Origin of the sequence: Actinomyces timonensis DSM 23838 (assembly GCF_000295095.1) — a bacterium.
Taxonomy (GTDB): domain Bacteria; phylum Actinomycetota; class Actinomycetes; order Actinomycetales; family Actinomycetaceae; genus Actinomyces; species Actinomyces timonensis.
Genome location: NZ_JH806634.1, coordinates 46,765 through 68,580, shown reverse-complemented (window position 1 = coordinate 68,580; position 21,816 = coordinate 46,765). Strand labels below are relative to the sequence as shown.

At 71.1% G+C, this 21,816-nt stretch carries 12 protein-coding genes and 1 tRNA gene; 2 read left to right on the top strand and 11 right to left on the bottom strand.

The features are described from left to right. Positions 1-304: 304 nt before the first annotated feature. The 11 genes from eno to A1QA_RS0110500 all read right to left on the bottom strand — a co-directional run bounded on the left by eno (position 305) and on the right by A1QA_RS0110500 (position 19,236). Positions 305-1,591 carry a phosphopyruvate hydratase gene (gene eno, locus A1QA_RS0110550; RefSeq protein ID WP_017178869.1) on the bottom strand — a complete coding sequence of 429 codons (1,287 nt, stop codon included), beginning with the start codon at positions 1,589-1,591 and terminating at the stop codon, positions 305-307. Positions 1,592-1,798: 207 nt separating this feature from the next. Next, positions 1,799-2,389: a hypothetical protein gene (locus tag A1QA_RS0110545; RefSeq protein ID WP_017178868.1), complete on the bottom strand. Its 591-nt coding sequence runs from the start codon at positions 2,387-2,389 to the stop codon at positions 1,799-1,801. Between the two features lie 54 nt (positions 2,390-2,443). Beyond that, positions 2,444-4,696, bottom strand: coding sequence for an MMPL family transporter (locus tag A1QA_RS0110540; protein ID WP_017178867.1), 2,253 nt, complete (start codon positions 4,694-4,696; stop codon positions 2,444-2,446). 157 nt (positions 4,697-4,853) lie between these two features. Next, positions 4,854-8,564, bottom strand: a complete 3,711-nt coding sequence (gene mfd / locus A1QA_RS0110535) for a transcription-repair coupling factor (RefSeq protein WP_017178866.1) — start codon at positions 8,562-8,564, stop codon at positions 4,854-4,856. Between the two features lie 71 nt (positions 8,565-8,635). Beyond that, positions 8,636-10,096, bottom strand: a complete 1,461-nt coding sequence (locus A1QA_RS14445; RefSeq protein WP_051000639.1) for a hypothetical protein — start codon at positions 10,094-10,096, stop codon at positions 8,636-8,638. Between the two features lie 107 nt (positions 10,097-10,203). After that, positions 10,204-10,875: a hypothetical protein gene (locus tag A1QA_RS0110525; RefSeq protein ID WP_017178865.1), complete on the bottom strand. Its 672-nt coding sequence runs from the start codon at positions 10,873-10,875 to the stop codon at positions 10,204-10,206. A gap of 121 nt (positions 10,876-10,996) precedes the next feature. After that, positions 10,997-14,254, bottom strand: a complete 3,258-nt coding sequence (locus A1QA_RS15090) for a PKD domain-containing protein (RefSeq protein WP_154652381.1) — start codon at positions 14,252-14,254, stop codon at positions 10,997-10,999. Positions 14,255-14,621: 367 nt separating this feature from the next. Then, the gene (locus A1QA_RS0110515; protein ID WP_017178863.1) at positions 14,622-16,634 is read right to left on the bottom strand and encodes a DUF7926 domain-containing protein; all 2,013 of its coding nucleotides are present in this window, start codon (positions 16,632-16,634) and stop codon (positions 14,622-14,624) included. A gap of 359 nt (positions 16,635-16,993) precedes the next feature. After that, the gene (locus A1QA_RS0110510) at positions 16,994-17,977 is read right to left on the bottom strand and encodes a ribose-phosphate diphosphokinase (protein ID WP_017178862.1); all 984 of its coding nucleotides are present in this window, start codon (positions 17,975-17,977) and stop codon (positions 16,994-16,996) included. Between the two features lie 58 nt (positions 17,978-18,035). Continuing rightward, positions 18,036-19,055: a bifunctional UDP-N-acetylglucosamine diphosphorylase/glucosamine-1-phosphate N-acetyltransferase GlmU gene (locus A1QA_RS0110505; protein ID WP_017178861.1), complete on the bottom strand. Its 1,020-nt coding sequence runs from the start codon at positions 19,053-19,055 to the stop codon at positions 18,036-18,038. 109 nt (positions 19,056-19,164) lie between these two features. Further along, positions 19,165-19,236, bottom strand: a tRNA-Gln gene (locus A1QA_RS0110500). A gap of 224 nt (positions 19,237-19,460) precedes the next feature. Between A1QA_RS0110500 and A1QA_RS0110495 the strand changes: the two genes are divergently transcribed. Continuing rightward, on the top strand, positions 19,461-20,762 hold the full coding sequence (locus A1QA_RS0110495) for an acyltransferase family protein (protein WP_017178860.1): 1,302 nt from the start codon (positions 19,461-19,463) through the stop codon (positions 20,760-20,762). A 111-nt stretch (positions 20,763-20,873) separates the two neighbouring features. Further along, on the top strand, positions 20,874-21,689 hold the full coding sequence (locus A1QA_RS14430) for a YveK family protein (protein ID WP_017178859.1): 816 nt from the start codon (positions 20,874-20,876) through the stop codon (positions 21,687-21,689). The last annotated feature ends 127 nt before the right edge of the window (positions 21,690-21,816 follow it).

Genomic DNA, 21,816 nt, shown 5'->3' with positions numbered 1-21,816 from the left:
CGGGCGGTCGCGCGCGGGGCGGGGCGCGCCTCGGAGCGGGCCCTGTGTCGGGCGGGGGTCGGGCGGCGCGGGCTCATGGGGCGATCCTGCCGCAGGGACGGGCCCCCTCCAAGCAGGCGCACCCGGAAGTGGTACGGACCATGGGTGAGGGGGATCGCGGATGGATGTGGCGGCGTCGAATGGGCTGGGAACGACCAACGTGGAGAGGAACGGCCTCGGGCGGACCAGCGACCGCTGGTCCGCCCGAGGCGGAGGGCTTCAGATCGCCCTGATCCGGGGGCGGGCGCGGTGCCCGGCCCTGGGATCAGGCCTTGAAGCGCGGGAAGGCGGAGGCGCCGGCGTAGACGGCGGCCTCGCCGAGGGACTCCTCGATGCGCAGGAGCTGGTTGTACTTGTTGATGCGCTCGCCGCGGGCGGGGGCGCCGGTCTTGATCTGGCCGGAGTTGGTGGCCACGGCGAGGTCGGCGATGGTGACGTCCTCGGTCTCACCGGAGCGGTGGGAGGTCATCGACTTGTAGCCAGCGCGGTGCGCCATCTCGACGGCCTCGAGGGTCTCGGTGAGCGAGCCGATCTGGTTGACCTTGACCAGGAGGGCGTTGGCGGCGCCGAGCTCGATGCCCTTGGCGAGGCGCTCGGGGTTGGTGACGAAGAAGTCGTCGCCGACGATCTGGACGCGGTCGCCGATGCGCTCGGTGAGGGCCTTCCAGTCGTCCCACTCGTCCTCGCTCAGCGGGTCCTCGATGGAGACGATCGGGAAGTCGGCGATGAGCTTCTCGTAATAGTCGACCATGAAGGCGTTGTCGCGGGCCTCGCCCTCGAACTTGTAGGTCTTGGTCTTCTCGTCGAAGAACTCGGAGGAGGCGACGTCCATGGCGAGGGCGACGTCGGCGCCGGGCTTGTAGCCGGCCTTCTCGATGGCCTCGACGATGAGCTCGAGGGCCTCGCGGTTGGAGTCGAGGTTGGGGGCGAAGCCGCCCTCGTCGCCCAGGCCGGTGGACAGGCCGCGGCCCTTCACGACGGCCTTGAGGGAGTGGTAGACCTCGGCGCCCATGCGCAGGGCCTCGCGGAAGGTCTTCGCGCCGATGGGGGCGATCATGAACTCCTGGATGTCCACGTTGGAGTCGGCGTGGGAGCCGCCGTTCATGATGTTCATCATCGGGACGGGCAGGACGTGGGCGTTCGGGCCGCCGACGTACTGGAAGAGCTCAAGGCCGGCGGAGTCGGCGGACGCGGCAGCGGCGGCGAGGGACACGCCGAGGATGGCGTTGGCGCCGAGCTTGCCCTTGTTGGGGGTGCCGTCGAGGTCGATCATGAGCTGGTCGAGGCCGCGCTGGTCAGCGGCGTCGTAGCCGATGATCTCGGGGGCGATGGTCTCGTTGACGTTGGCGACGGCCTTCTCGACGCCCTTGCCGAGGTAACGGCCCTTGTCGCCGTCGCGCAACTCGACGGCCTCGAAGGCGCCGGTGGAGGCGCCCGAGGGGACGGCGGCGCGGGCGAAGGAGCCGTCCTCCAGGAGGATCTCGACCTCGAGGGTCGGGTTGCCACGGGAGTCGAGGATCTCGCGTGCGTGAACGTTCTCGATGAGGGCCACTTGGTGCTCCTTTGTCGTGTGAACCGATCGGGGTGATCCGGATGCGTGCCCAAGCCTACCGGGAGGCGCAGGTCCGCACGAGGGCCATGGTCCTCAGATTCGTGGCGTTCACGCCGGGCGAGAATGCTGGAGCCAGCCTCCGGGCCGCCCAGCGGTGCTGCCCGGGGCTGTGAGGAGCCGCCAGGCCCCGGCAGGGGCGGCGCGGCGTCAGCGCATGGCGGGCCGCTGCCCGGCGGTGCCCATCTGCGAGGCAGCGGAGGCCGGGAGGACGAGCCAGGTCCGGGTCTCCTTGTCGTCATAACGGGGTGAGGCCTTGACATCCGCAGTGCCCATGATCGACTCGTACTCGGCCTGCACCTGCGCGGCCGGGGTGGCACCGCCGCCGCCCTGGGCGGAGTTATTGACGACGTCCAAGAGGTACTTGGTGCGCATCGCCTGCCGCGCCGCCTCGGAGTGCTCAGACTTCCCCACCTGGTCATCCAGCATGCGGTCGACCTCCTCATCACCCACGCTGAGACCGTGGGCCGCGCAGGCCTCCTCGAAGGGGCCGGCGGAGACGAGGAGTTCGAGGACGCTGGAGGTGGTCATGTTCAACGGCGCGAGCTCGTCAGCGGCGCTCTGCAGCTCCTTCTCCGCGATCGTCGTCGAGTGCCTGGCGCCGTCGAGCCCGGTGTAGGAGGCGGTGGCGGCGACGCCGGGCTGGGCCGAGCAGGCACCCAGGGCGGAGGCGCCGAGCAGGAGGGCGGCGGTGGCGGCGAGCAGTCGGGGCGCGCGGATGGCGGTCCAGGGCGTGGTCACGGTGCTTCTCCTGTTCTCACGGCGAGTCACCAAGCCATCGTATCCCCGCCCGGCTCAGGCGCGCTGGCGGAGCCTCTCATAGACCCGTCGCACGGGCGCGGGGGCCCACCAGTTCCAGCGGCCGAGCACGGTCATCGTGGCGGGCACGAGCAGCAGGCGCACGAGGGTGGCGTCGGCGGCGACCATGATCGCCAGGCCCACCCCGATCTCCTTGATGGAGATCATGTCCCCTGAGACGAAGCCGAGGAACACCGCGATGATGATCGCGGCCGCTGAGGTGATGATGCGCCCCGAGCGCTGCAGCCCGCGGGCGACGGCGTCGTCGTTGTCATGACCGGCCTCCCAGTACTCGCAGATGCGTGCCAGGAGGAAGACCTCGTAGTCCATGGCGAGACCGAACCCGAAGGCGACGAGGCAGGCGACGATGAAGGTCTGCATGCCCGGCGTCTTTGGGAGGCCGAGGTAGCCGTGCTCGAAGAGCCATGACGTCGCGCCCAAGGAGGCGATGAGGGAGAAGGTGTTGATGATGAGGGCTTTGAGGGGCACCACGAGGGAGCCGGTCATGCCCAGCAGGAGGACGAAGACCGCGAGGACGACGATCGCGATGGCCCAGGGGGCGCGCTCCGCCATCGAGTCGATGAAGTCGATCTGCCTGGCGGCCGTCCCGCCGACCCACCGCTCATAGCCGACGGGCGTGGCGCGGATCTGCTCGACGGCGTCGGTCACCCGCGGCCCGACAGGGTCCTCGACATCCATGAGGACCCGGATGAGGACCATGTCGTCGTGCCCCTCGAGGGCTGAGGCGCGCGCGCTCGAGACGTCCTCCATCTGCGCGATGCCGTTGACGAGCGGGGCGACCCCCTCCGCGTCCGTGCGAGCGACGACGGAGATCGTCGGCGTGGCCAGAGCGGGGTAGTCGGCCTGGAGGGTGTCGTAGGCGGTTCTCACCGAGGAACCCTGCGGGATGTACTCGGCGACGTTGGTGCGCATGCGCATCGAGCCGATGGGCGCCGCCATGGCGGCGAGAATCGCGACGATGGCCAGGATGACGAGCCAGGGGTGGGCGACGACGCGGTGGGACAGGCGGGAGAAGAAGCCGTGGTCGGCCGAGGCGTCGCCGACGGCGGCCAGGGCCCGGCGCGCGCCGGGGACCCGGGAGAGCAGGCTGGGGCGCACGAGGTGGCCGCCCAGGAGCGTGATGATCGCGGGCACGAGCGTGATCGCGCAGGCGACGGCGAGCAGGGCGACGGCGACGGCCCCTCCGGCGATGGTGCGCAGCATGGGCGAGCGCATGACGAGCAGCCCGGCGATCGAGCAGGCGATGGTCAGGGCGGAGAAGGAGACGGTGCGCCCCGCCGTCGCCACGGTGCGCGTGACGCAGTCGCGCACGAGGGAGCGCATGTCCTCACCGGTGGGCATGCCGATGTAGTCCCCGTCCTCGTACTCGCGCGCCGCGATGGCGATCGCGACCTCCTCGCGGTATCGGCTGACGACGAGCAGCCCGTAGTCGATGGAGAGGGACAGGCCGATCAGCGAGATGACGTTGAGGATGAAGGAGTGGACCTCGAGCGCGAAGGTCATTCCCCACAGCACCCCCATGCCGGTGATGATCGCGACGATCGCGCCCGCCAGCGGCAGTCCTGCGGCGAGCAGGCCCCCGAAGACGAGGACGAGGAGCACGAGGGCGATGGGCAGGCTCACGGATTCCCCGGAGGCGAGGTCGTTTCGGACGACCTCGCCGATGGAGTCGCCGATGAGTTCTGCCGAGACCGCGTCGACCGCTGCCTCCGGCGCGGCGGCGCGCAGGGCCTCGAGGTAGGGACCGCCCGCGGCGTCCGTGACGCGCTGGGTGGCGGCGTCGACGTCGGTGTCGGACAGGCCTGGGGCGAGGGTGACCACCTCGGCGAAGCCGTCCCCGCGGGCGGAGAGCATCGCCTTGGCCTCTGGCGAGCGGGGATCGGCCACGGAGAAGGCATCGGTGACGGAGGCGACGCCGTCGACGCCCTCCAGCTGGGGCCGGGCGGCGGCGACGGCGCTGGCCAGGGCGGCGGGGTTGGCGCTCATGTCGACGCCGCGCACGACGATGCTGATCCGCTCCCCCTCATCGGCGCTGGGGCCGGTGAGGTCGGCGACGAGGGAGGACTCCGTGTGCGGAGTGGCGACGTCGCCGGTGGAGAGGCGATCGAAGAGCCCGCCCTTCCCCCATCCCTGGAGGATCGCGCTCATGGCGACGACGGCGATGAGCGCCCATGCGATGACGACGGCGAGGGGGTGACGGGTGACAGTGCGGCCGATGCTGCGGAACATCTGAGTCTCCTTGAGGCGAGGAGCCGACTCGAGCGCGATGGAACAGCGTTGTCCAAAAGAAACTGTTCGCTTTTCTTTGTCTCCAGGCTACGCACCCCCGCCCCCACGGTCAAGGCCCCACCGCCGAGACCGGTCTCGATGAAGTGGGAAGGAGCGGTCAGCGGCGACGGCGGTAGGCGGTGGCCTCGGCCTCGTAGTCGGCGTCTCCGGCGACGACGGCGCGCAGCAGCACCTCCGCCCAGCGCAGGAGGGCCTCGCCCTCGATCGGCCCGCCGCCCATGCGCGCCGCCCCGGGCGCGGGCACGACGATGGTGCGGGTGGCCGGCTTGATCGTCGTGCCCGGGTAGAGGCGGGTGAGCCGCATCCGGCCGGACTCGGGCAGCTCGACGGGCGCGAAGCGGATCGACTTGCCCTGGGCGACGATCTCGCGCACGCCGAGGCGGGCCGCGAGCGCGCGCAGCCGGGCCAGCGCGGCCAGGCGCGCCACCGGGTCGGGCACGGGCCCGTAGCGGTCGGCGAGCTCGTCGAGCACGTCGGCCACCTGCTCGTCACTGCGGGCGGCGGCGAACTTCGTGTAGGCCTCCAGGCGCAGGCGCTCGTGGGGCACATAGTCCTCGGGGATGGTGGCGTCCACGGGCAGCTCGATGCGCAGCTCAGCCTCGTCCTCGCCGTCGTCGGCGCCCCCGGAGCCCTCCCCCAGTTTGAGGGAGCGCTTGTAGGCGGCCACGGCGTCGGAGACCATGCGCACGTAGAGGTCGAAGCCGACCCCGGCGATATGCCCGGACTGCTCGCCTCCCAGCAGGTTCCCGGCGCCCCGGATCTCCAGGTCCTTCATGGCCACCTGCATCCCGGCGCCGAGGTCGGTGTTGGTGGCGATGGTGCGCAGCCGCTCCAGCGCGGTCTCGGTGAGCGGCTTGTCCGCGGGGTAGAGGAAGTAGGCGTAGGCGCGCTCGCGCCCGCGCCCCACGCGCCCGCGCAGCTGGTGGAGCTGGGACAGGCCGAAGCGGTCGGCGCGGTCGACGATGAGGGTGTTGGCGTTGGAGACGTCGAGGCCGGTCTCGACGATCGTCGTGCACACGAGGACGTCGATCTCCTTGTGCCAGAAGTCGTCGATGACGGCCTCGAGCCGGGCCTCGCTCATCTGGCCGTGGGCGGTGGCCACGCGCGCCTCGGGGACGAGCTCGGTGATCTGGGCGGCGACGCGGTCGATGTCGGAGACGCGGTTGTGGACGAGGAAGACCTGCCCGTCGCGCAGGAGCTCGCGGCGGATGGCGGCGCCGACCTGCTTGGTCTCCCAGGCGCCCACGTAGGTGAGGATGGGGTGGCGGTCCTCGGGCGGGGTGGCCAGGGTGGACATCTCGCGGATGCCGGTCACGGCCATCTCGAGGGTGCGGGGGATCGGGGTGGCGGACATGGCCAGGACGTCGACGTCGGTGCGCAGGGCCTTGAGGGCCTCCTTGTGCTCGACGCCGAAGCGCTGCTCCTCGTCGATGATGAGCAGGCCGAGGTCCTTGAAGCGCACCTGCCCGGTGATGAGGCGGTGGGTTCCGACGACGACGTCGATACTGCCGTCGGCGAGCCCGGCCAGGACCTCGGCGGACTCGGCCTCGGACTGGAAGCGGGAGAGCTGGGCGACGCGCACGGGGAACCCGGCGTAGCGCTCGGTGAAGGTCTCGGCGTGCTGGCTGACCAGCAGGGTCGTGGGGGCGAGGACGGCGACCTGCTTGCCGTCGGCAACGGCCTTGAAGGCGGCGCGCACGGCGACCTCGGTCTTGCCGTAGCCGACGTCGCCCATGATGAGGCGGTCCATGGGCTGGGGCTTCTCCATATCGGCCTTGACGTCGTCGATGGTGGAGAGCTGGTCGGGGGTCTCGGTGTAGGGGAAGGCCTCCTCGAGCTCGGCCTGCCAGGGGGTGTCGGGCCCGAAGGCGTGGCCCGCGGCGGCCGCGCGGGCGGCGTAGAGGCGCACGAGCTCGCCGGCGATCTCGCGGACGGCCTTGCGCGCCTTGGACTTCGTCTTGGCCCAGTCGGCGCCGCCCATCTTGTTCAGGGCGGGCGCGTCCCCGCCGACGTACTTGGTGACCTGGTCGAGGGAGTCGGTGGGGACCATGAGGCGGTCGCCGGGCTGGCCGCGCTTGGAGGGGGCGTACTCGATGACGAGGTACTCGCGGGTGGCGGCGCTCTTGCCCGTGCCGACGGCGCGGCGCCGCAGCTCGATGAAGCGCCCGACGCCGTGCTGGGCGTGGACGACGAGGTCGCCGGGGTGGAGGGAGAGGGGGTCGACGGACTTCCGGGAGCGGCGGGCGGGCAGGGCCTTGGCGCCGCGCGGGCCGGTGGAGGCGCGGCCGGTGAGGTCGGACTCGGCGATGAGGGCGAGGCGCTGCCCCTCGGCGATGAAGCCGTGGCCGGCGGAGGCCTGGGTGATGCGCACGACGCCGTCGCCCTGGGGGGCGCCGCCGGTGTCCGACCAGCCGAGGTCGGCGGGCTCGTCGAGCTGGGTGACGATGCGGGCGGGGACGTCGCCGTCGGCGAGGAGCTGGGCCATGCGGCGGCCGGGCCCGGGCCCGTCGGTGGCGACGACGACGCTCCAGCCCTCGCGGGCCATGCGGCCGAGGTCCCCCACGGCCTCGTCGAGGCGCCCCCGGTAGCCGGCGGGGTCGCGCAGCGCCAGCGCGGTGACGTCCGGGGAGGCGGCGAGAGAGGTGAGGGACCACCAGCCGAGGTTGGTGGTGAGGGCCAGCGCCCGCGCCTCGCCGAGGCTCGCGAAGGCGGCGGCGGACAGGTCCACGGGGACGGTGCCCCCGGAGGCGGCGGAGGTCCAGGCGGCGGCGAGGAACTCGGCGGTGGTGGCCACGAGGTCCTCGGCGCGCTTGCGGATGCGCTCGGGCTCCAGGGCGACGACGAGCCTGTCCCCCACGAGGTCGAGCAGCGGCACCATGCGGGGGACGAGGACGGGGGCGAGGGACTCCATGCCCTCGACGGGGATGCCCTCGGCGATCTTGCCGAGCATGTCGGCCGCGCCGGGGATCGCGCCGGCCAGGGCCGCGGCGCGCTCGCGCACGGCGTCGGTGAGGAGCAGCTCGCGGCAGGGGTGGAGGGTGGCGCCGTCCAGCTCCTCCACGGTGCGCTGGTCGGCGACGGCGAAGGAGGAGACGGACTCGATGTCGTCGCCGAAGAAGTCGACTCGCACGGGGCGCGACGCGGTGGGAGGGAAGACATCGAGGATGCCGCCGCGCACGGCGAACTCGCCGCGCGACTCCACCATGTCCACCCGCGTGTAGGCGGCGTCGGCCAGGCGGGCGGCGATGGCCTCCAGCCCCTCGCTGGGGCCGGGGGCGAGTCGGATGGGCTCGATCTCGCCCAGACCGTCGATGACCGGCGCCAGCAAGGCGCGGATGGGGACGATGAGGACGCGGATGGGGCCGCGCGCGTCGTCGTCGGCCTCGGGGTGGGCGAGGCGGCGCATGACCGAGAGCCTGGTGGCGACGGTGTCGGCCCGCGGGGAGAGGCGCTCGTGGGGAAGGGTCTCCCAGGCGGGGAAGACCGCGATATCGCTGGGTGGCAGGTAGCAGGTCAGGGCCGCGGCGAGCTCCTCGGCCTGGCGCCCGGTGGCAGTGACGGCGAGCAGTGGCGCGCCTCCGCCCGCGGCAGCGCCAGCATCGCCCGCGGCAGCGTCGGCGCCGGAAGCCGCCCCCACGGCACGGGCGACGCCGCGCTCCCCCATGGCCATGGCCGCGAGGATCGCGGGGCGCGCCCCGGGGGCGACGACGGCGCTGCTCTCACCCCGCCTGCTCGACGCCGCAGAGCGGACGAGCTCGGCAATCGTGGGGTCGGCCAGGAGCGGGGGGAGGACAGCGGTGAGACGCACGCGCCGAGTCTAGAGGCGCTGGGGATGAGGACCGAGCTCGCTGGCGAAGGATGCGGGGACGTTCTCGCTGGCTACGAGCGCGGCGGGAGGCGGAAGCGGGCGAGGTCGGCCGACGAGATGACCGGGAGGGCGGCCGGGTCGGGAGAGGGCAGGGCGGCGACGGGCTCCAGCTCCTCATCGGATGCGTCAGGAGCCCCCGCCGGTCCCCCACCGTCAGCGAGGAGCGCGCCAGGCTCGGCGCCATCGTCCTCAGCCTGCTCGCCGTCGTCCCTCAGCCCAGGGTCCCAGCGCTCCCGCGGCAGCCCGGCGTCGTCGGGCCTGCCCTCGCGCTCGGCGGCGCTGGCGGCGACGCTCGCCCCGACGACCACCCACACGACGGTGGAGAGCTGGGTGATGAAGGCGACGGACACGAAGGCCGGGATCATGGCGGCGATAGCCACCTGGGGGGCGTTGGCGCGCCCGCCCAGCACCCGCAGCGCGATGTAGAGCGCGCCGATGATGAAGGGGATGACGGGCGCCCAGCCGTAGCGGAGCGCGGCGAGGAGGACCTGGTCGTCGATGGAGCGGAAGCCCTCCCAGTACACCGTGCCGTTGCGGACGGTGCGCGCTGGCGAGGCGCCGATGAGGACGAGGCGCTTGAGGAGGATGAGCAGCTGGCCCCGGTAGGCGGCGCTGCCGGACTGCTCGTCGCCAGCCTTGGCGAAGACGCGCAGCAGCACGGGGGCGACGACGAATATCCCAGCGCCCAATGTGATGAGGGTGGCGGAGCGCCAGGACGGGGTGATGTCGGTGCGCAGGATCGTCAGGGACAGGATGAGGGCGATGACGGCGCCGATGATGCCCGCGCGGGACAGGGACGGCAGGGTGACGCCGACGATCGCGACCATCCCGGCGATCCTCGCCCACGAGGGCCAGCGCGCGATGGCGACCATCGGGATGCCCGCCGCCATGGACACGCCGAAGGCGATCGAGTGGCCGAAGGCCCCCTCGATACGGGGCAGGCCCGCGCGGATCTGGATGTCCGCCCAGTCGGCGTAGGCGCGGGTGGGGAACTCGATGAGCACGAAGGGGTTGATGCGGGTGATCGCCTCGACGTAGCCGAGCGCGGCCGCGATGAGCCACATCGTTGCCATGGCCGTGGCGAAGTCCCTCAGGCCGATCCTCTCCACGAGCATGCGCGCGGCGAGGTAGGCGGGGACGGCGTCGAAGACGAGCTCGCCCAGGACCGTGTTGGTCGAGGCGCCGGCGACCAGGGAGAGGGCTACGAGGGCGAAGCCCGCGCCAACGAGGATGTCGCCGCTGCTCAGTCGCCAGGAGAAGTCGGAGGCGAGGGCCAGGCAGACGAGGATGCAGACGCCGGCTGCTGGCGGGATGGGGATGCCGACGTTGACGGTCATCCAGATGCCCATGAGGGCGAGCGAGCCCGCGACGAGGTACGCGCCGACGATCGGCTTGCGCCGCACCATCCACAGGGTCATCGCGATGACCGGGTAGGACAGGAGGACGATGGCAGCGAGCAGGAGCATCTGCATGATCGTGCCCTCCTCTTTCCTCGCGACTCCGCCCCGACAGGGGCGTCATGAGGCTACTACGCGCCACCCCCGCCCGCGCAGGGGCGCGGGTCAGGCGGGGTGGGCGCTCAGGAGGCCGAGCCCTGGAAGACGACGGCGGGCTGCCCCGGGACGACGGTGACGGACACGGTCACCTGGTCGCGGGCGTCGGCGGGCACGGAGAAGCGGAAGGATCCGGTGGTGGTCTGACCGGCGGAGACGCTGGCGGGCAACTCGGTCCCCTCGGCCGCGCTGAGCGGGGCGGCCGGGGTGGCGTCCGGGCCGTAGGTGAGCGTGGCGAGCGCGCCGGACAGGTCGACGTCCTGGCCGCCAGCGGTGACGGAGAGGTTGACCTGGAGGGCGGCACCGCCGATCTCCCCGGGGGCGAGGGCGTCGCCGGAGACGTCGACGGCGTCGAGCGAGGTGATGGCGACCGTCGCGTCGCCCGAGGTGGAGGACTCGTTGAGGGCGACGGCGGGGGCAGATGCCCCGGTGTAGCCGGCCTGGCCGGGCTGGAGGCCCTGGGGGTCGGCGGACTGCCCATCGGGTGAGGAGCCGTCGGAGGCCTGCCCGGTTGAGGCGGGGGCCACCGGCGTCGGCTCCGCGGTGGCGCCGGCCGTCTCGGTGGTGGTGACCGGCGGCACGGACTCAGTGGCCGCGGCACTGCTCGAGGAGGAGTCGTTCGAGCAGCCGGTGAGGATCGCCGCCGACAGGAGGAGGGCCGAGGCCCGCAGGATCCGGGTTCTTCCCTGAGGTGACATGGTGCCTTCCGTGGGATCGATGGGGTGTCTGGGAGCGCCTGGGCCGGCGGCGGCTGGGGGATCAGCCGCCGCCGGCCAGGGCGTCACTGGTGGTGGGGTGGGCGAGAGCTCGGGCGGCTCATCACTGCTCGATCGAGCGGGCCTGGAACTCCGAGACCAGGAGCTTGTTGTTCAGGGAGGTCGCCGAGCCGGAGAGGTAGGCCGACATGAGCACTGAGCCGGCCCCCTGGATCTGCTCGGTGGCATCCGTGGCGGTCAGGGTGGGCGCGGCGGGCTCCTGCTCGCCGTCGAGCCACACGGTGGCGTCCAGCGATGTGGTCCCGTTGCCGATGGCCGAGGTCCTCACGTTGATCTTCGTGCCCGCGGCCCAGCGGCCCGGGAGCGCGGTCTGGGCGAGGATCTTCTCGGTCCCGCCGACCTGCGAGGTGAGGAACACGAACACCTCACCGGTCGACTTGACCTGGATCTTCGCTCCGTAGGAGCCCGAGGCGGTGGACCGGGGGAAGAAGGAGGCGTAGACGCCGCCGCCGGTGGGGGCCTCGGTGAGGGTGAAGCTGGAGGACACCCTGGTGGACTCGGAGGAGACCTTGGGCAGCATGGCCGTGGAGGTCCAGGCCGCCTTGTTCAGCGCGATGGCGCCGACGCCGTCGGCCGCGGAGAAGCGCGAGGGCGAGGAGAGCTTCCAGGCGCCGCCGACGCTCGCGTCGGGCCAGCCCTTCTCCTGGGACTTCTTGAAGGAGGCCTGGGCGATGATGCCCTCGCCCTGCGGGACGTCGGAGACGGTGATCGGCTGGCTGACGGACTTGCGGGCGCCGGCGTTGTCGGTGACCGTGAGGGTCAGCGTGTAGTCGCGGGCCTCGGCGTAGGTGTGGGTGGTGGTGGCGCCGGTGCCGGTCGCGCCGTCACCGAAGTCCCACTCGTAGGACTCGATCGTGCCGTCGGGGTCCACCGAGCCGGTGGCGTCGACACTCACGGTCATGCCGGCGACCTGCTGGCGCAGGACGGGCTGGGGCGCCACGTTGGCGGCCTGGCCCAGGCGCTGGCGCACCTGATCGGCGGAGAGCTGGGTGTGGTAGATCGCGGTGGAGTCGACGGTGGCGTCGAGCACGCCGGGCGTGTCCCCGGTCGCGCCCGGCCAGCCGTTCAGGCGGCTCACGCCCAGACGCCAGGTCCCTGAGAAGGACTGGGCGGAGGTGACCGAGGGGTCGGTGGCCACGGCCTTGCCATCGATGTACAGCACCTGGCCGGCGGGGCCGAGCGTGGCGACGACGTGGTGCCACTGCCCGTCGTTGAGCCCGGGCTGGGATTCGACGACCTTCGTGGGGCGGGGGTAGACGCCGAAGCGGAGGACGCCGTCAGAGTCCATGTAGATCATGCGGTCGCGGTTGGCGTTGCTGTCCTCGTAGCCGAGGATGGCTCCACCCTTGGTGGAGGTGGTGCGGAACCAGGTCTCCATGCTGAAGGTCTGGACGGGGCCGTCGGAGGCCGAGGAGACGGCGGTGGCGCTGCCCCCGATCCCCACGGCCTTGGACCCGGCGCGGGAGCCGTCCTGACCGGGCGTCACACCGGAGGTTCCGGTCATGTCGCCGCCACCGAGGACATCCTTGAAGGTGGTGCCGGTCGGCTCGTTGAAGGTCCACAGGTGCTTGGCGCCCAGGTCGGCGGCGCCGGCGTCGAGGTCGTCGAGGTCGGGGCCCTTGGCCACGGTGATGCTCATCGGGTCGCTGGCCAGGGTGTTGCCGCCGGCGTCGGAGACGACGAGTGTGTAGGTGTGCTCACCCGCGGGGGCGCGGTTGTCGCGCAGTGTCTTGCGGGACTCGCGGCTCCAGAAGCGGTCCGAGGCCGTGAGCGTGCTCGTGGGCGTCGCAGCGCCGTCGCGGTAGAGGGAGTAGGTCAGGGCGGAGTCGTCGCGGTCCCAGGTGGGGGCGAAGGCGACGTCGACGGCGCCGTCGGCGGGAGTGCTGATGCTCGCGGCGAGGTCGGCCGCCTTGCCCTCGGGCGCGTGGCTCTTGGTGGCGCCGCGCTTGGGGAAGCGGGTGAGGCCCTGCTGGGGCTTGCCATCGACGAAGATGAACTCGCCCCCGGCGACGATGTACTGGTCGTTGCCGGTCACGTCCCAGGCGCCCTGGCCCATGCCGGTGTAGGTGCCCGCGGACAGGTCCGGGAACCAGTCGACGATGGCGGGGGAGGTGAAGCCGGACCAGTCCTTGTAGCCGTTGGTGCCCTTCTTGGACACTGTCACGTCGCCGGAGTTGGTGAAGGAGGTGAGGCGGTACTGGCGCAGCTGCGTGGCGCCATTGTCGTCCTTGTACCTGGTGTCGGCGAAGCCTCCGATGGTCTCGCACGAGTGCGTGTGGCTGGCGATGTAGACCTGGTCGGACGTGGGGTAGATGGCGTAGGAGTCGCCGTGGCAGGGCTCCACCCAGGTCATGTTGCCGTCCCAGTCCGCCTTGAAGGAGCCCTCCAGGTTGGCGTTGCGCACGGAGTAGGAGTAGCCCGTGCCGTAGAGGCTGGTGCCGTCGGTCTTGAGGTCGGTGATGGCGCCGTAGACACCGCCGTTGCGGACCTCGGAGTTGACGGGGGTGGAGAGCACGGTGCCGTCGGAGGCGGAGACGAGGGCCAGGCCGTAGCCAGGGTTGCTCGATCCGCCCAGCGTGGTGAAGGAGCCGCCGAGAGCCACCTTGGATCCGTCGGGCGAGACCTGCAGGGACCAGACCTGGGAGTTGGGGCCGTCGGCCTGCGGGTCCCAGGAGAGGGTCTCGCCGGTCGAGGCGCTCACCGCGGCGGCCTTGAGGCGCTTGACGCCGTTGACGTGCTTGAAGGCGCCTCCGGCGTAGACCGTGTTCCCGCGCACGCCGATGGCCCGCACGGTGGTCTGGAACTGGGGGTGGAAGGAGGAGATGAGGGTGCCAGTCGAGGCGGAGATGTCGAAGGCGGCCATGCCGCTGTGCCACTCGCCATTGACCTTGTTGAAGTCACCACCGACGTAGAGGGTGCGCCCGTCCTCGGACAGGGCGAGCGTGCGGCCGGCGTTGTTGAGCTCCGGGGCGAAGCCATCGATGAGCTCACCAGTGCTCAGCCGGTAGGCAAGCATGTTGGCGCGGGGCGTCTCCTGGGACCCGGCTGGGGCGCCATAGGGGCGGGCCTGGGAGAACGAGCCGACGACGTACACGACGTCGCCGACGATGAGCTGGTCCCACACGACGCCGTTGATCTGGACCGTCGGCAGCGGATCGGCCGTGTAGTTGGCCTGGGGACGGCCCGAGGCATCCGCCTCAGCAGCGGCAGCGGGAGCAGCGGCGGCGGGGAGGAATGCCAGGGTAAGGGGGACGCAGGCGGCCAAGGTGGCCAGGACGCGCAAAGAACGGTGAGCGCTCACAGTGATACTCCGGGACTTTGGTGGGGAAACCAAGGGAACACAGCGGTTCGCCGTTGATCAGGGGCGAGCGCTGGCGATCGGGGAACCGCTAGCGCACAAGGCGAGTGTAGGGCACTATCTCGCGGAATCGCAGCCTCCCTGGCGAGCGCGCGCGTCCCCCTCAGCCAGCGATCCTCAGCACACTCACAGCGATCCGCCCGCGCTCCTACCGCGCTCCGACCGCGCTGATCCGCGCGCCACGATCGACCAGGAGGGACAGAGCGCCGGTTCCGCTCCGCGCCCGTTGGACGCACCGGTCCCCGAGCTCGAGATCCTCGAGCCCGGGGACCGGGTGAGCGAGCAGCGTCCGCTGCCGGTCAGGCCTTGATCAGGCCTTGCGGCGGCGCAGCACGACGACGCCTCCGATCAGCGTGCCACCGGCGAGCACCAGGGGCAGCAGGATCTCAGCACCGGTGCGGGCGAGGTTGCTCTTGGGGGCCGGGGTGGCCGGGGCCGACGGGGCCGGGGTGGCCGGCGTCGAGGGGGCCGAGGCCGACGGGGCCGGGGCCGACGGGGCCGGCGTAGTCGGCTCCTCCGGGCGGATGTAGCCGAAGTCCAGCGTCAGATCCGAGTCACCATCGTTGACCAGATCACCAGACTCCGCCTTGCCCGCCTGGGCCGAGGAGTCCTTGCCAGCATCGCCAGCGCCGTCCTTCGTCGCCACGAACCCCTCAGGGGCCTTGACCGACACCACGTAGTGCGTGCCAGCCGGCAGCACCTGCAGACCCGAGAACGAGTACGCCCCCTTGTCATCCGTGGTCGTCGTCGCATCCAGCACCGAACCATCAGCCTTGTTCACCGGCTGACCGTCCGACCGCGAGATCGTCAGCTCAACACCCTTGATCGGCTTGTCGGTCTCATCCTGCAGGCCGTCCTTGTTGACGTCCTCCCACACATAATCACCAACAGACACCTCCGCCAGTTTGTCCGCAGTGTTGGTGAGCTTGACGGGAGTCGCCTGCTGATCCTTGATCGTGAAGCTCGTCTGGTCGAACGTCGGCGCCTGCCAGGTCACGCGCGCCTTGGGGGCCGCCGTGTTCGGGTCCTCCGAGAGGGTCACCTTCGTATCCTTCGGCAGGGTGACCACCGGGTCGAAGTAGGTCGTCTGGCCAGGGTAGATCTTGATCGTCCCATGCCCATGGATCCCGTCGGCATCGATGGCGAAGCCGTCCGGGGCCTTCCACGAGGGGTTGTACTCGTTATAGGACTTCGGCAGTTCGAAGTCGACCTTCAGATCGAAGGCCGTGTCGTTTGCCATCTCCGAGGCGCCGCTACCGCCGACAAGCTTCTCCACCTTGAAGGTGCCGAAGCCCGGCTTCATCTCGACCTCGATCTCGACGGACTTCACGTAGTAGGCCGAGGCATCGGCCTTGAGGTCCAGACCCTCGATCTCAGCGTGATTGGTGTAGATCACGCCTGGCTTGACCGGCTCGGTGTACTTGATCGGCAGGCGGAGGCTCATGTTGGTGTGAGCGGGGAAGACGCCCGTCACCGTGGCGTCAACATTGTTGCTCGCCTTCTTCGTGATCTCGAGACTCCAGTCATTCCCAGCAGGGTCAACCACGCCGTTCAGGGTCCGCAGGGTCTTGTACTGCTTGGGGTCGTCAGCAGACTTCTCGAAAACGATGCTGGCGTCCTGTGGCCGGCTCCAGTCGAACTCCTGACCGGGGCCGAGCAGGTCCGTGAACTTCAGCGTGGACTCCGTCTTCCCGTCGGCGACGACGCTGCCCTCCGGCTTGACGCTCTCAGCAACGTAGTCGGTCCCGAAGGCGAGAACCCAGATATTCGTGGTCTGCTCAGCGCTGAGCTTGAGGGCCCACTTGCCGAACTTCCAGGGGTTGTAGGCGATCTTTCCGATCCCACTGTCGCCGGGGAGGGGCACCTCGATGACATTGCCGTTGAGGTTGAACGGCAGCGTCTTCTTGTCAGTCGACTGCTCAGCGGCGAGCCGCATGGTGAGGGAGCCCTTGAAGTCCTTGAAGGTCTTGGAGAGTTCTTCAGCGGTCTTGTCGAAGGTGCAGGTCATCTTCGACTGAGTGGTTTCGCAGACGCCGATGTTGTGGGACTTGCCGCCGGCATCGACCACAGTCATCGTTTCCCGGAGCGGGAACTCCCGGGCGTGGAACTGCTCAGGCAGGCCCACGCTTAAGGAGGTGCCAGCGGTGATCGAGGTGAGGGCGCTCGCGTCCCACTTCACGGAGAGCTTGGCGACATCCCACTGGCGGAGCGGCCCCGGCTCCTCATCGGCGCTGGCAGGGTTTACTTTGACGAGCGAAACAGCGGTGACGACGATCTTGGGGTCGTCAGCCGCGTGAGCGGTGGTGGACAGGCCCGGGAGCACCAGCCCCCAGGACGGCGAGGAGCGCGATGAGCGCGATGCCCACCCTCCTCTGCAGTGGGACAGGCCGCGCCTGCCCTGCGATTGGTACGACGGCGTGCATCGCTACTCCTTGTCACGGTCCGGGCAGCGCGCGCAGGGAACAAGGCGCATTGCCCGGCTAGGGATTGTCAGGACACGAGGTCAGTGACTTCGTGAGCCGTCACCGATATGTGACCATTTGGGATCGCGATGAACGACGCCCGCGGATAGCAGTGCCGGCACGACTTAACCAGAGTCTAGACAAAGAATTGCGATAACGTTTATATAACGCCTCAACATGAGGGCTCCCACCTGCGCGAAATAGCAGGGAAGGAGATTCCTCACGCCCCCCACGACTCGAAAAGACTCGTGACCGAACCGTCATCGAAGACCGCCTTGATGGCGCGCGCCAGGAGCGGGGCGATGGGCAGGACGGTGAGCTGCTCGAAGCGCTTCTCCGCGGGGATCGGGAGGGTGTCGGTGATGACGACCTCGCGGGCCCCGCACGTGGCCAGGCGCTCGATGGCCGGGCCGGAGAGCACCCCGTGGGTGGCGGCGACGATGACGTCCTTCGCACCGGCGTCGAGGACGACCTTGACGGCCTTGGCGATCGTGCCGCCGGTGTCGATCATGTCATCGACGAGCACGCAGGAGCGGCCCTCGACATCGCCGACGACGCGGTTGGCGACAGCTTCGTTGGGGCGGGTGATGTCGCGGGTCTTGTGGACGAAGGCGAGGGGGGAGCCGCCCAGGGCGTTGGCCCAGCGCTCGGCGACGCGGATGCGCCCGGCGTCCGGGGAGACGACGGCGGCGTTGGCCACGTCGAGACGGCCCTTGATGTAGTCCACGAGGACGGGCTGGGCCCACAGGTGGTCCCAGGGGCCGTCGAAGAATCCCTGTTCCTGGGACGTGTGCAGGTCGACGCTCATGAGGCGGTCCGCGCCCGCGGTCTTGTAGAGGTCGGCCACGAGGCGCGCGCTGATGGGCTCGCGGCCCAGGTGCTTCTTGTCCTGGCGCGCGTAGGGGAAGAAGGGGGCGACCACGGTGATGCGCTTGGCCGAGGCGCGCTTGAGGGCGTCCACCATGATGAGCTGCTCCATGAGCCAGTCGTTGACGCGGTCCCCATGGGACTGCAGGACGAAGACGTCGCAGCCGCGCACCGACTCGTTGAAGCGGACGTAGGTCTCCCCGTTGGCGAAGTCGTAGGCGGAGGAGGACAGCACCTCGGTGCCCAGCTCGCGCGTCACGTCCAAGGCCAGCTGCGGATGGGCACGGCCGGAGACGACGACCAGTCGCTTCTCACCGCTGGTGATGATGCCCGTCATGGAGTGTTTCCCTTCGTTCGGGCCCATCGGGCCCGGTCGGTGCGCGGGGCCGGGGCGGTCACGCGCCTGTGGTGCCGGAGCCCTGGGCGGGAACCGGCGTCTCGGCGTCGTACTGGGCGAAGGGCGCCACGACGGCCCCTGCCGGGATATCGACGTCGGTGAGGATGGCGTAGGCGCCGATACGGGCGCCAGCGCCGATACGGGTGGCGCCCCTCAGGAGGACGCCGGGCTCCAGGGACGCATCCGCTCCGAGTTCGACAGTGACGTCGACCCAGGTGGAGGAGGGGTCGACGACGCCGACGCCCTCGGCCATCGCGCGGGCGAGGACGCGGAGGTTGAGCTCGGCGCCCAGGGCGGCGAGCTGGGCGCGGTCGTTGCAGCCCTCGACGAGCCAGTGGTCGGTGACGACGAGCGCGGAGGTGGGGCGGCCCGCGGCGCGCGCGTGGGCGACGACGTCGGTGAGGTAGACCTCGCCCTGGTCGTTGTCCGTGCCCAGGGTGGCCAGGGCCTCGCGCAGATGGGCCAGGTCGAAGACGTAGACGCCCGCGTTGATCTCGGTGATGGCTCGCTGGGCCTCGGTGGCGTCGCGCTGCTCGACGATCGCCGAGACTGTCCCATCGGCCTCGCGGACAACGCGGCCGTAGCCGTGGGGGTCGTCGACGACGGCGGTCAGCAGGGTCACGGCATCGCCGCGCTCGTGGTGCTGGGCCACGAGGGCGGACAGGGTGGCGGTGTCGAGGAGGGGGACGTCCCCACTGGTGACGACGACGGCGCCGCTGGCATCGGTGGGCAGGGCGGCCAGGCCGCAGGCCACAGCGCGGCCGGTGCCAGGGATCTCGTCCTGATCGGCGGGGACCGCGTCAGGGGCGACCTGCGCCAGGTGGGCGACGACGGCGTCGCGCTCATGGCGGACCACGACGACGAGGCGCTCGGGGCCCAGGCCCCGGGCCGCTGTGACCGCGTGGTCGAGGAGGCTGCGCCCGCCGATGCGGTGCAGGACCTTGGGGGTGGCGGAGCGCATGCGCGTGCCCTTGCCAGCGGCCATGACGATGACGGCGGCGGGAGTGGTGGGAGCCACGAGTCCTCTTCTCGCTCAAGGTCGGCGTCCCGCGAGCCAGCCGGTGAGATGACGCCCCGTGCTGGCCGAGCGGGTCGGTACGGGCACATCCTACGACGCCGCGCACCGGTTCCGCCCCCAGGATTCGAACCCGGGCCTCAAGGCTCCAAAGGCCTGCGTGCTGCCACTACACCAGGGCGGAATGCGCAGGCCGCGCCCGATTCCAGGAGGAACGGGTAGTGTGCCGCGCGGGGCACAGTCTCTCATCTTTTCGGCACGACTTGATCAAGAGGTGGCATCATCGGCCTTCCGGACCCGGCGAGCAGGGGATCATGGTGCCCTGCGCGCACCGGTCCAGGCCGATCCGGAACGCCGTCCCCGCCCCGCCGCTCCCCGCGCGGCACGATCCCGTCCCTGGAAGCTCCCATGACCCCCATCCACCGCCGCTCCTCGTCCGAGGACGCCGCCACCCCCGCCGCGTCCACCGCTCCCCGGGGCGCGGGCCGCCTGCGGGAGCTGGACGGGCTGCGCGGCCTGGCCGCCGTCGTCGTCCTCATCCATCACTGCCTCCTCACCGTCCCCGCGCTGGCCGAGGTCGGCGCCCGACCGGGAACGGTGCCCGGCGGCGCCCTGGAGCGCCTGCTCGCGCTCACACCGGCGCACCTCCTGTGGGGCGGCTACGAGGCGGTGCTCGTCTTCTTCATCCTGTCCGGGGTGGCGCTCAGCTACCCGATCGCCCGGCGGCGCGCCGCTGGCCGCTCCTTCGACTGGGCGGACTACGCGCCCCGCCGCCTCATCCGCCTGTGGGTGCCCGCTGGCGCGTCCACGCTGATGGCGATCGCCCTCATCCTCCTCGTGCCGCGCTCGAACGACGCCTCCCTGGGGGCATGGGTGCGGGCCCACTACGTGTCGGATATCTCGATCAAGCAGACGGTGCGGGAGCTCGCCCTGCTGCCGACCTACGCCTACCGCAACTCCGTGCTGTGGTCCCTGCACGCCGAGGCGGCCTTCTCCATCCTCCTGCCGCTGGTCATCCTCGCGGTGGCGCTGGCGTCCCGGGCGCGCCTGAGCGGGGCGCTGGGCGCGGCGGCGCTGGCGGTGGTCCTGGTCAGCGGGGACCCCGGGTCCGGCCTCTTCCTACCGGTCTTCGCGATCGGGGCCGTGCTCGGCTGGCGCTGGGGGCGCGTGGACGATCCCCTGCCGGCCATGCCGGCCCGCTGGGCCAGCCCGGCCGCAGTGGCCTGCCTCATCGCCATGACCGCCCCCTGGTGGGCGGCGCCGACGGCCTGGCCGCATCTGCTCTCGGGCGCGCCATCCGAGGCGCTGGCCTCCTTGGGCTCCCCCGCCTCGCCCTGGGGGCACCGAGTGGGATCGGCAGTCGCCGTCGCCAGCGCCGCGGCCGCCATCGCGCTCATCGTGCGGGCCGGCGCGCTGCGTCCCCTGCTGCGCTCAAGGGCGGCGCAGCTGAGCGGCGAGCTGTCCTTCTCCCTCTACCTCGTCCACACCCCGGTGGTCCTCCTCGTGCGCACGCTGGCGCCGTCGATGTCCCCGTGGTGGATGCTCCTGGCGGGACCGGCGGCGGCCCTGCCCGTGGCCTGGTTGTTCCACCGGCTCGTCGAGAGGCCGAGCCACCGGTGCTCCCGCGCGGCGGGACGCTGGGCGAGCGGCGCCCTCACCACCCTCCTGAGCGCCGCGTCCCCGGGGAACCGGGGCAGGCACGTGGTCTGAAACCGCGCCCACCAGCACGGCAGGAGCCAGGCCTGGACCTTGGTTTACCGTGTACCTATGACGGCTCGCTCGCGGGCCACCACTGACCAATCCTGAAGGAACCACACGCATATGGAGCCGGCCGAGATCCTCCGCTTGCTGCGCAGGCACGCCCCCGTCCTCATCTTGCATATCGTGCTCGGCGCCCTGGCCGGGTTCCTTATCGCGATCCTGAGCACCCCCATCTACTCCTCGCACGCCAGCGTCGTCGTCTCGACGTCGAGCCGCGATGGCGGCGGGCAGGACCTCGGCACGGCCTCCGGCCAGAACTCGCTCCTCATGCCCACGCTCGTCGAGCTGGGCACCACCCAGGACGTCCTCAACGAGGTCGCCGCGACCACGGGCCTCGATCCCGCCGCGGTCAAGGGGATGCTCACCCTGAGCGCCCGCGAGAACACCCTCTTCATCGACATCACCGCCAAGGCGCCCTCCGCGGATCAGGCCCATGCCGTGGCCGACGCCGAGGCCGACGCCTTCAAGAAAGCCGTGAGCAAGTGGGGCTACAAGGACGGGCAGTCCCTCAGCCTGGAGGAGCAGGACCCGGCAACGCTGCCCACCGCGCCCGTCTCCCCCATCCCCGAGCGCTACGCCCTCAACGGGGCGCTCGTCGGCACCGCGATCGGCGCCGCGATCGTCATCCTCCTGCGGCGCGCGGGCTTCTCGGGGCGCCGCGCGGACGCCTCGGGCCGCGGCGCTGCCGGCCGCAGGGCGGCCAGCAGCGCCAGCTCCCCGGCCGGCTCCACCGCGGGCCCTGGGCGGGCCGCGCGCGCTGAGCGGGCTGGGCGAACCATGAGCCCGGCCACGACGGCATCCTCTCCCGCGGAGGAGTACACACCCCCGCCCGACTCCTCCGAGCTGTTCCCGCATTCGATGCGCCACCGCCGCTGAGCGGCCGCTGACCACGGCCAGCCGCATCGCGCGACCAGCCACGGCCAGCACGGCGCTGCTGGCGTCGGAAGCGCCGTCAGCGCTGGTCAGCGTTGTCCGCGCCGCCAGCGCTCGCTGGCGGCGCTCG

Excerpts from the sequence above, each read along its gene's own strand:
- A1QA_RS0110525 (WP_017178865.1), bottom strand. The coding sequence starts at position 10,875 with ATGTCACCTCAGGGAAGAACCCGGATCCTGCGGGCCTCGGCCCTCCTC.
- A1QA_RS0110540 (WP_017178867.1), bottom strand. The coding sequence starts at position 4,696 with ATGTTCCGCAGCATCGGCCGCACTGTCACCCGTCACCCCCTCGCCGTC.
- A1QA_RS0110510 (WP_017178862.1), bottom strand. The coding sequence starts at position 17,977 with ATGACGGGCATCATCACCAGCGGTGAGAAGCGACTGGTCGTCGTCTCC.
- A1QA_RS14430 (WP_017178859.1), top strand. The coding sequence starts at position 20,874 with ATGGAGCCGGCCGAGATCCTCCGCTTGCTGCGCAGGCACGCCCCCGTC.
- A1QA_RS0110495 (WP_017178860.1), top strand. The coding sequence starts at position 19,461 with ATGACCCCCATCCACCGCCGCTCCTCGTCCGAGGACGCCGCCACCCCC.
- A1QA_RS14445 (WP_051000639.1), bottom strand. The coding sequence starts at position 10,096 with ATGCAGATGCTCCTGCTCGCTGCCATCGTCCTCCTGTCCTACCCGGTC.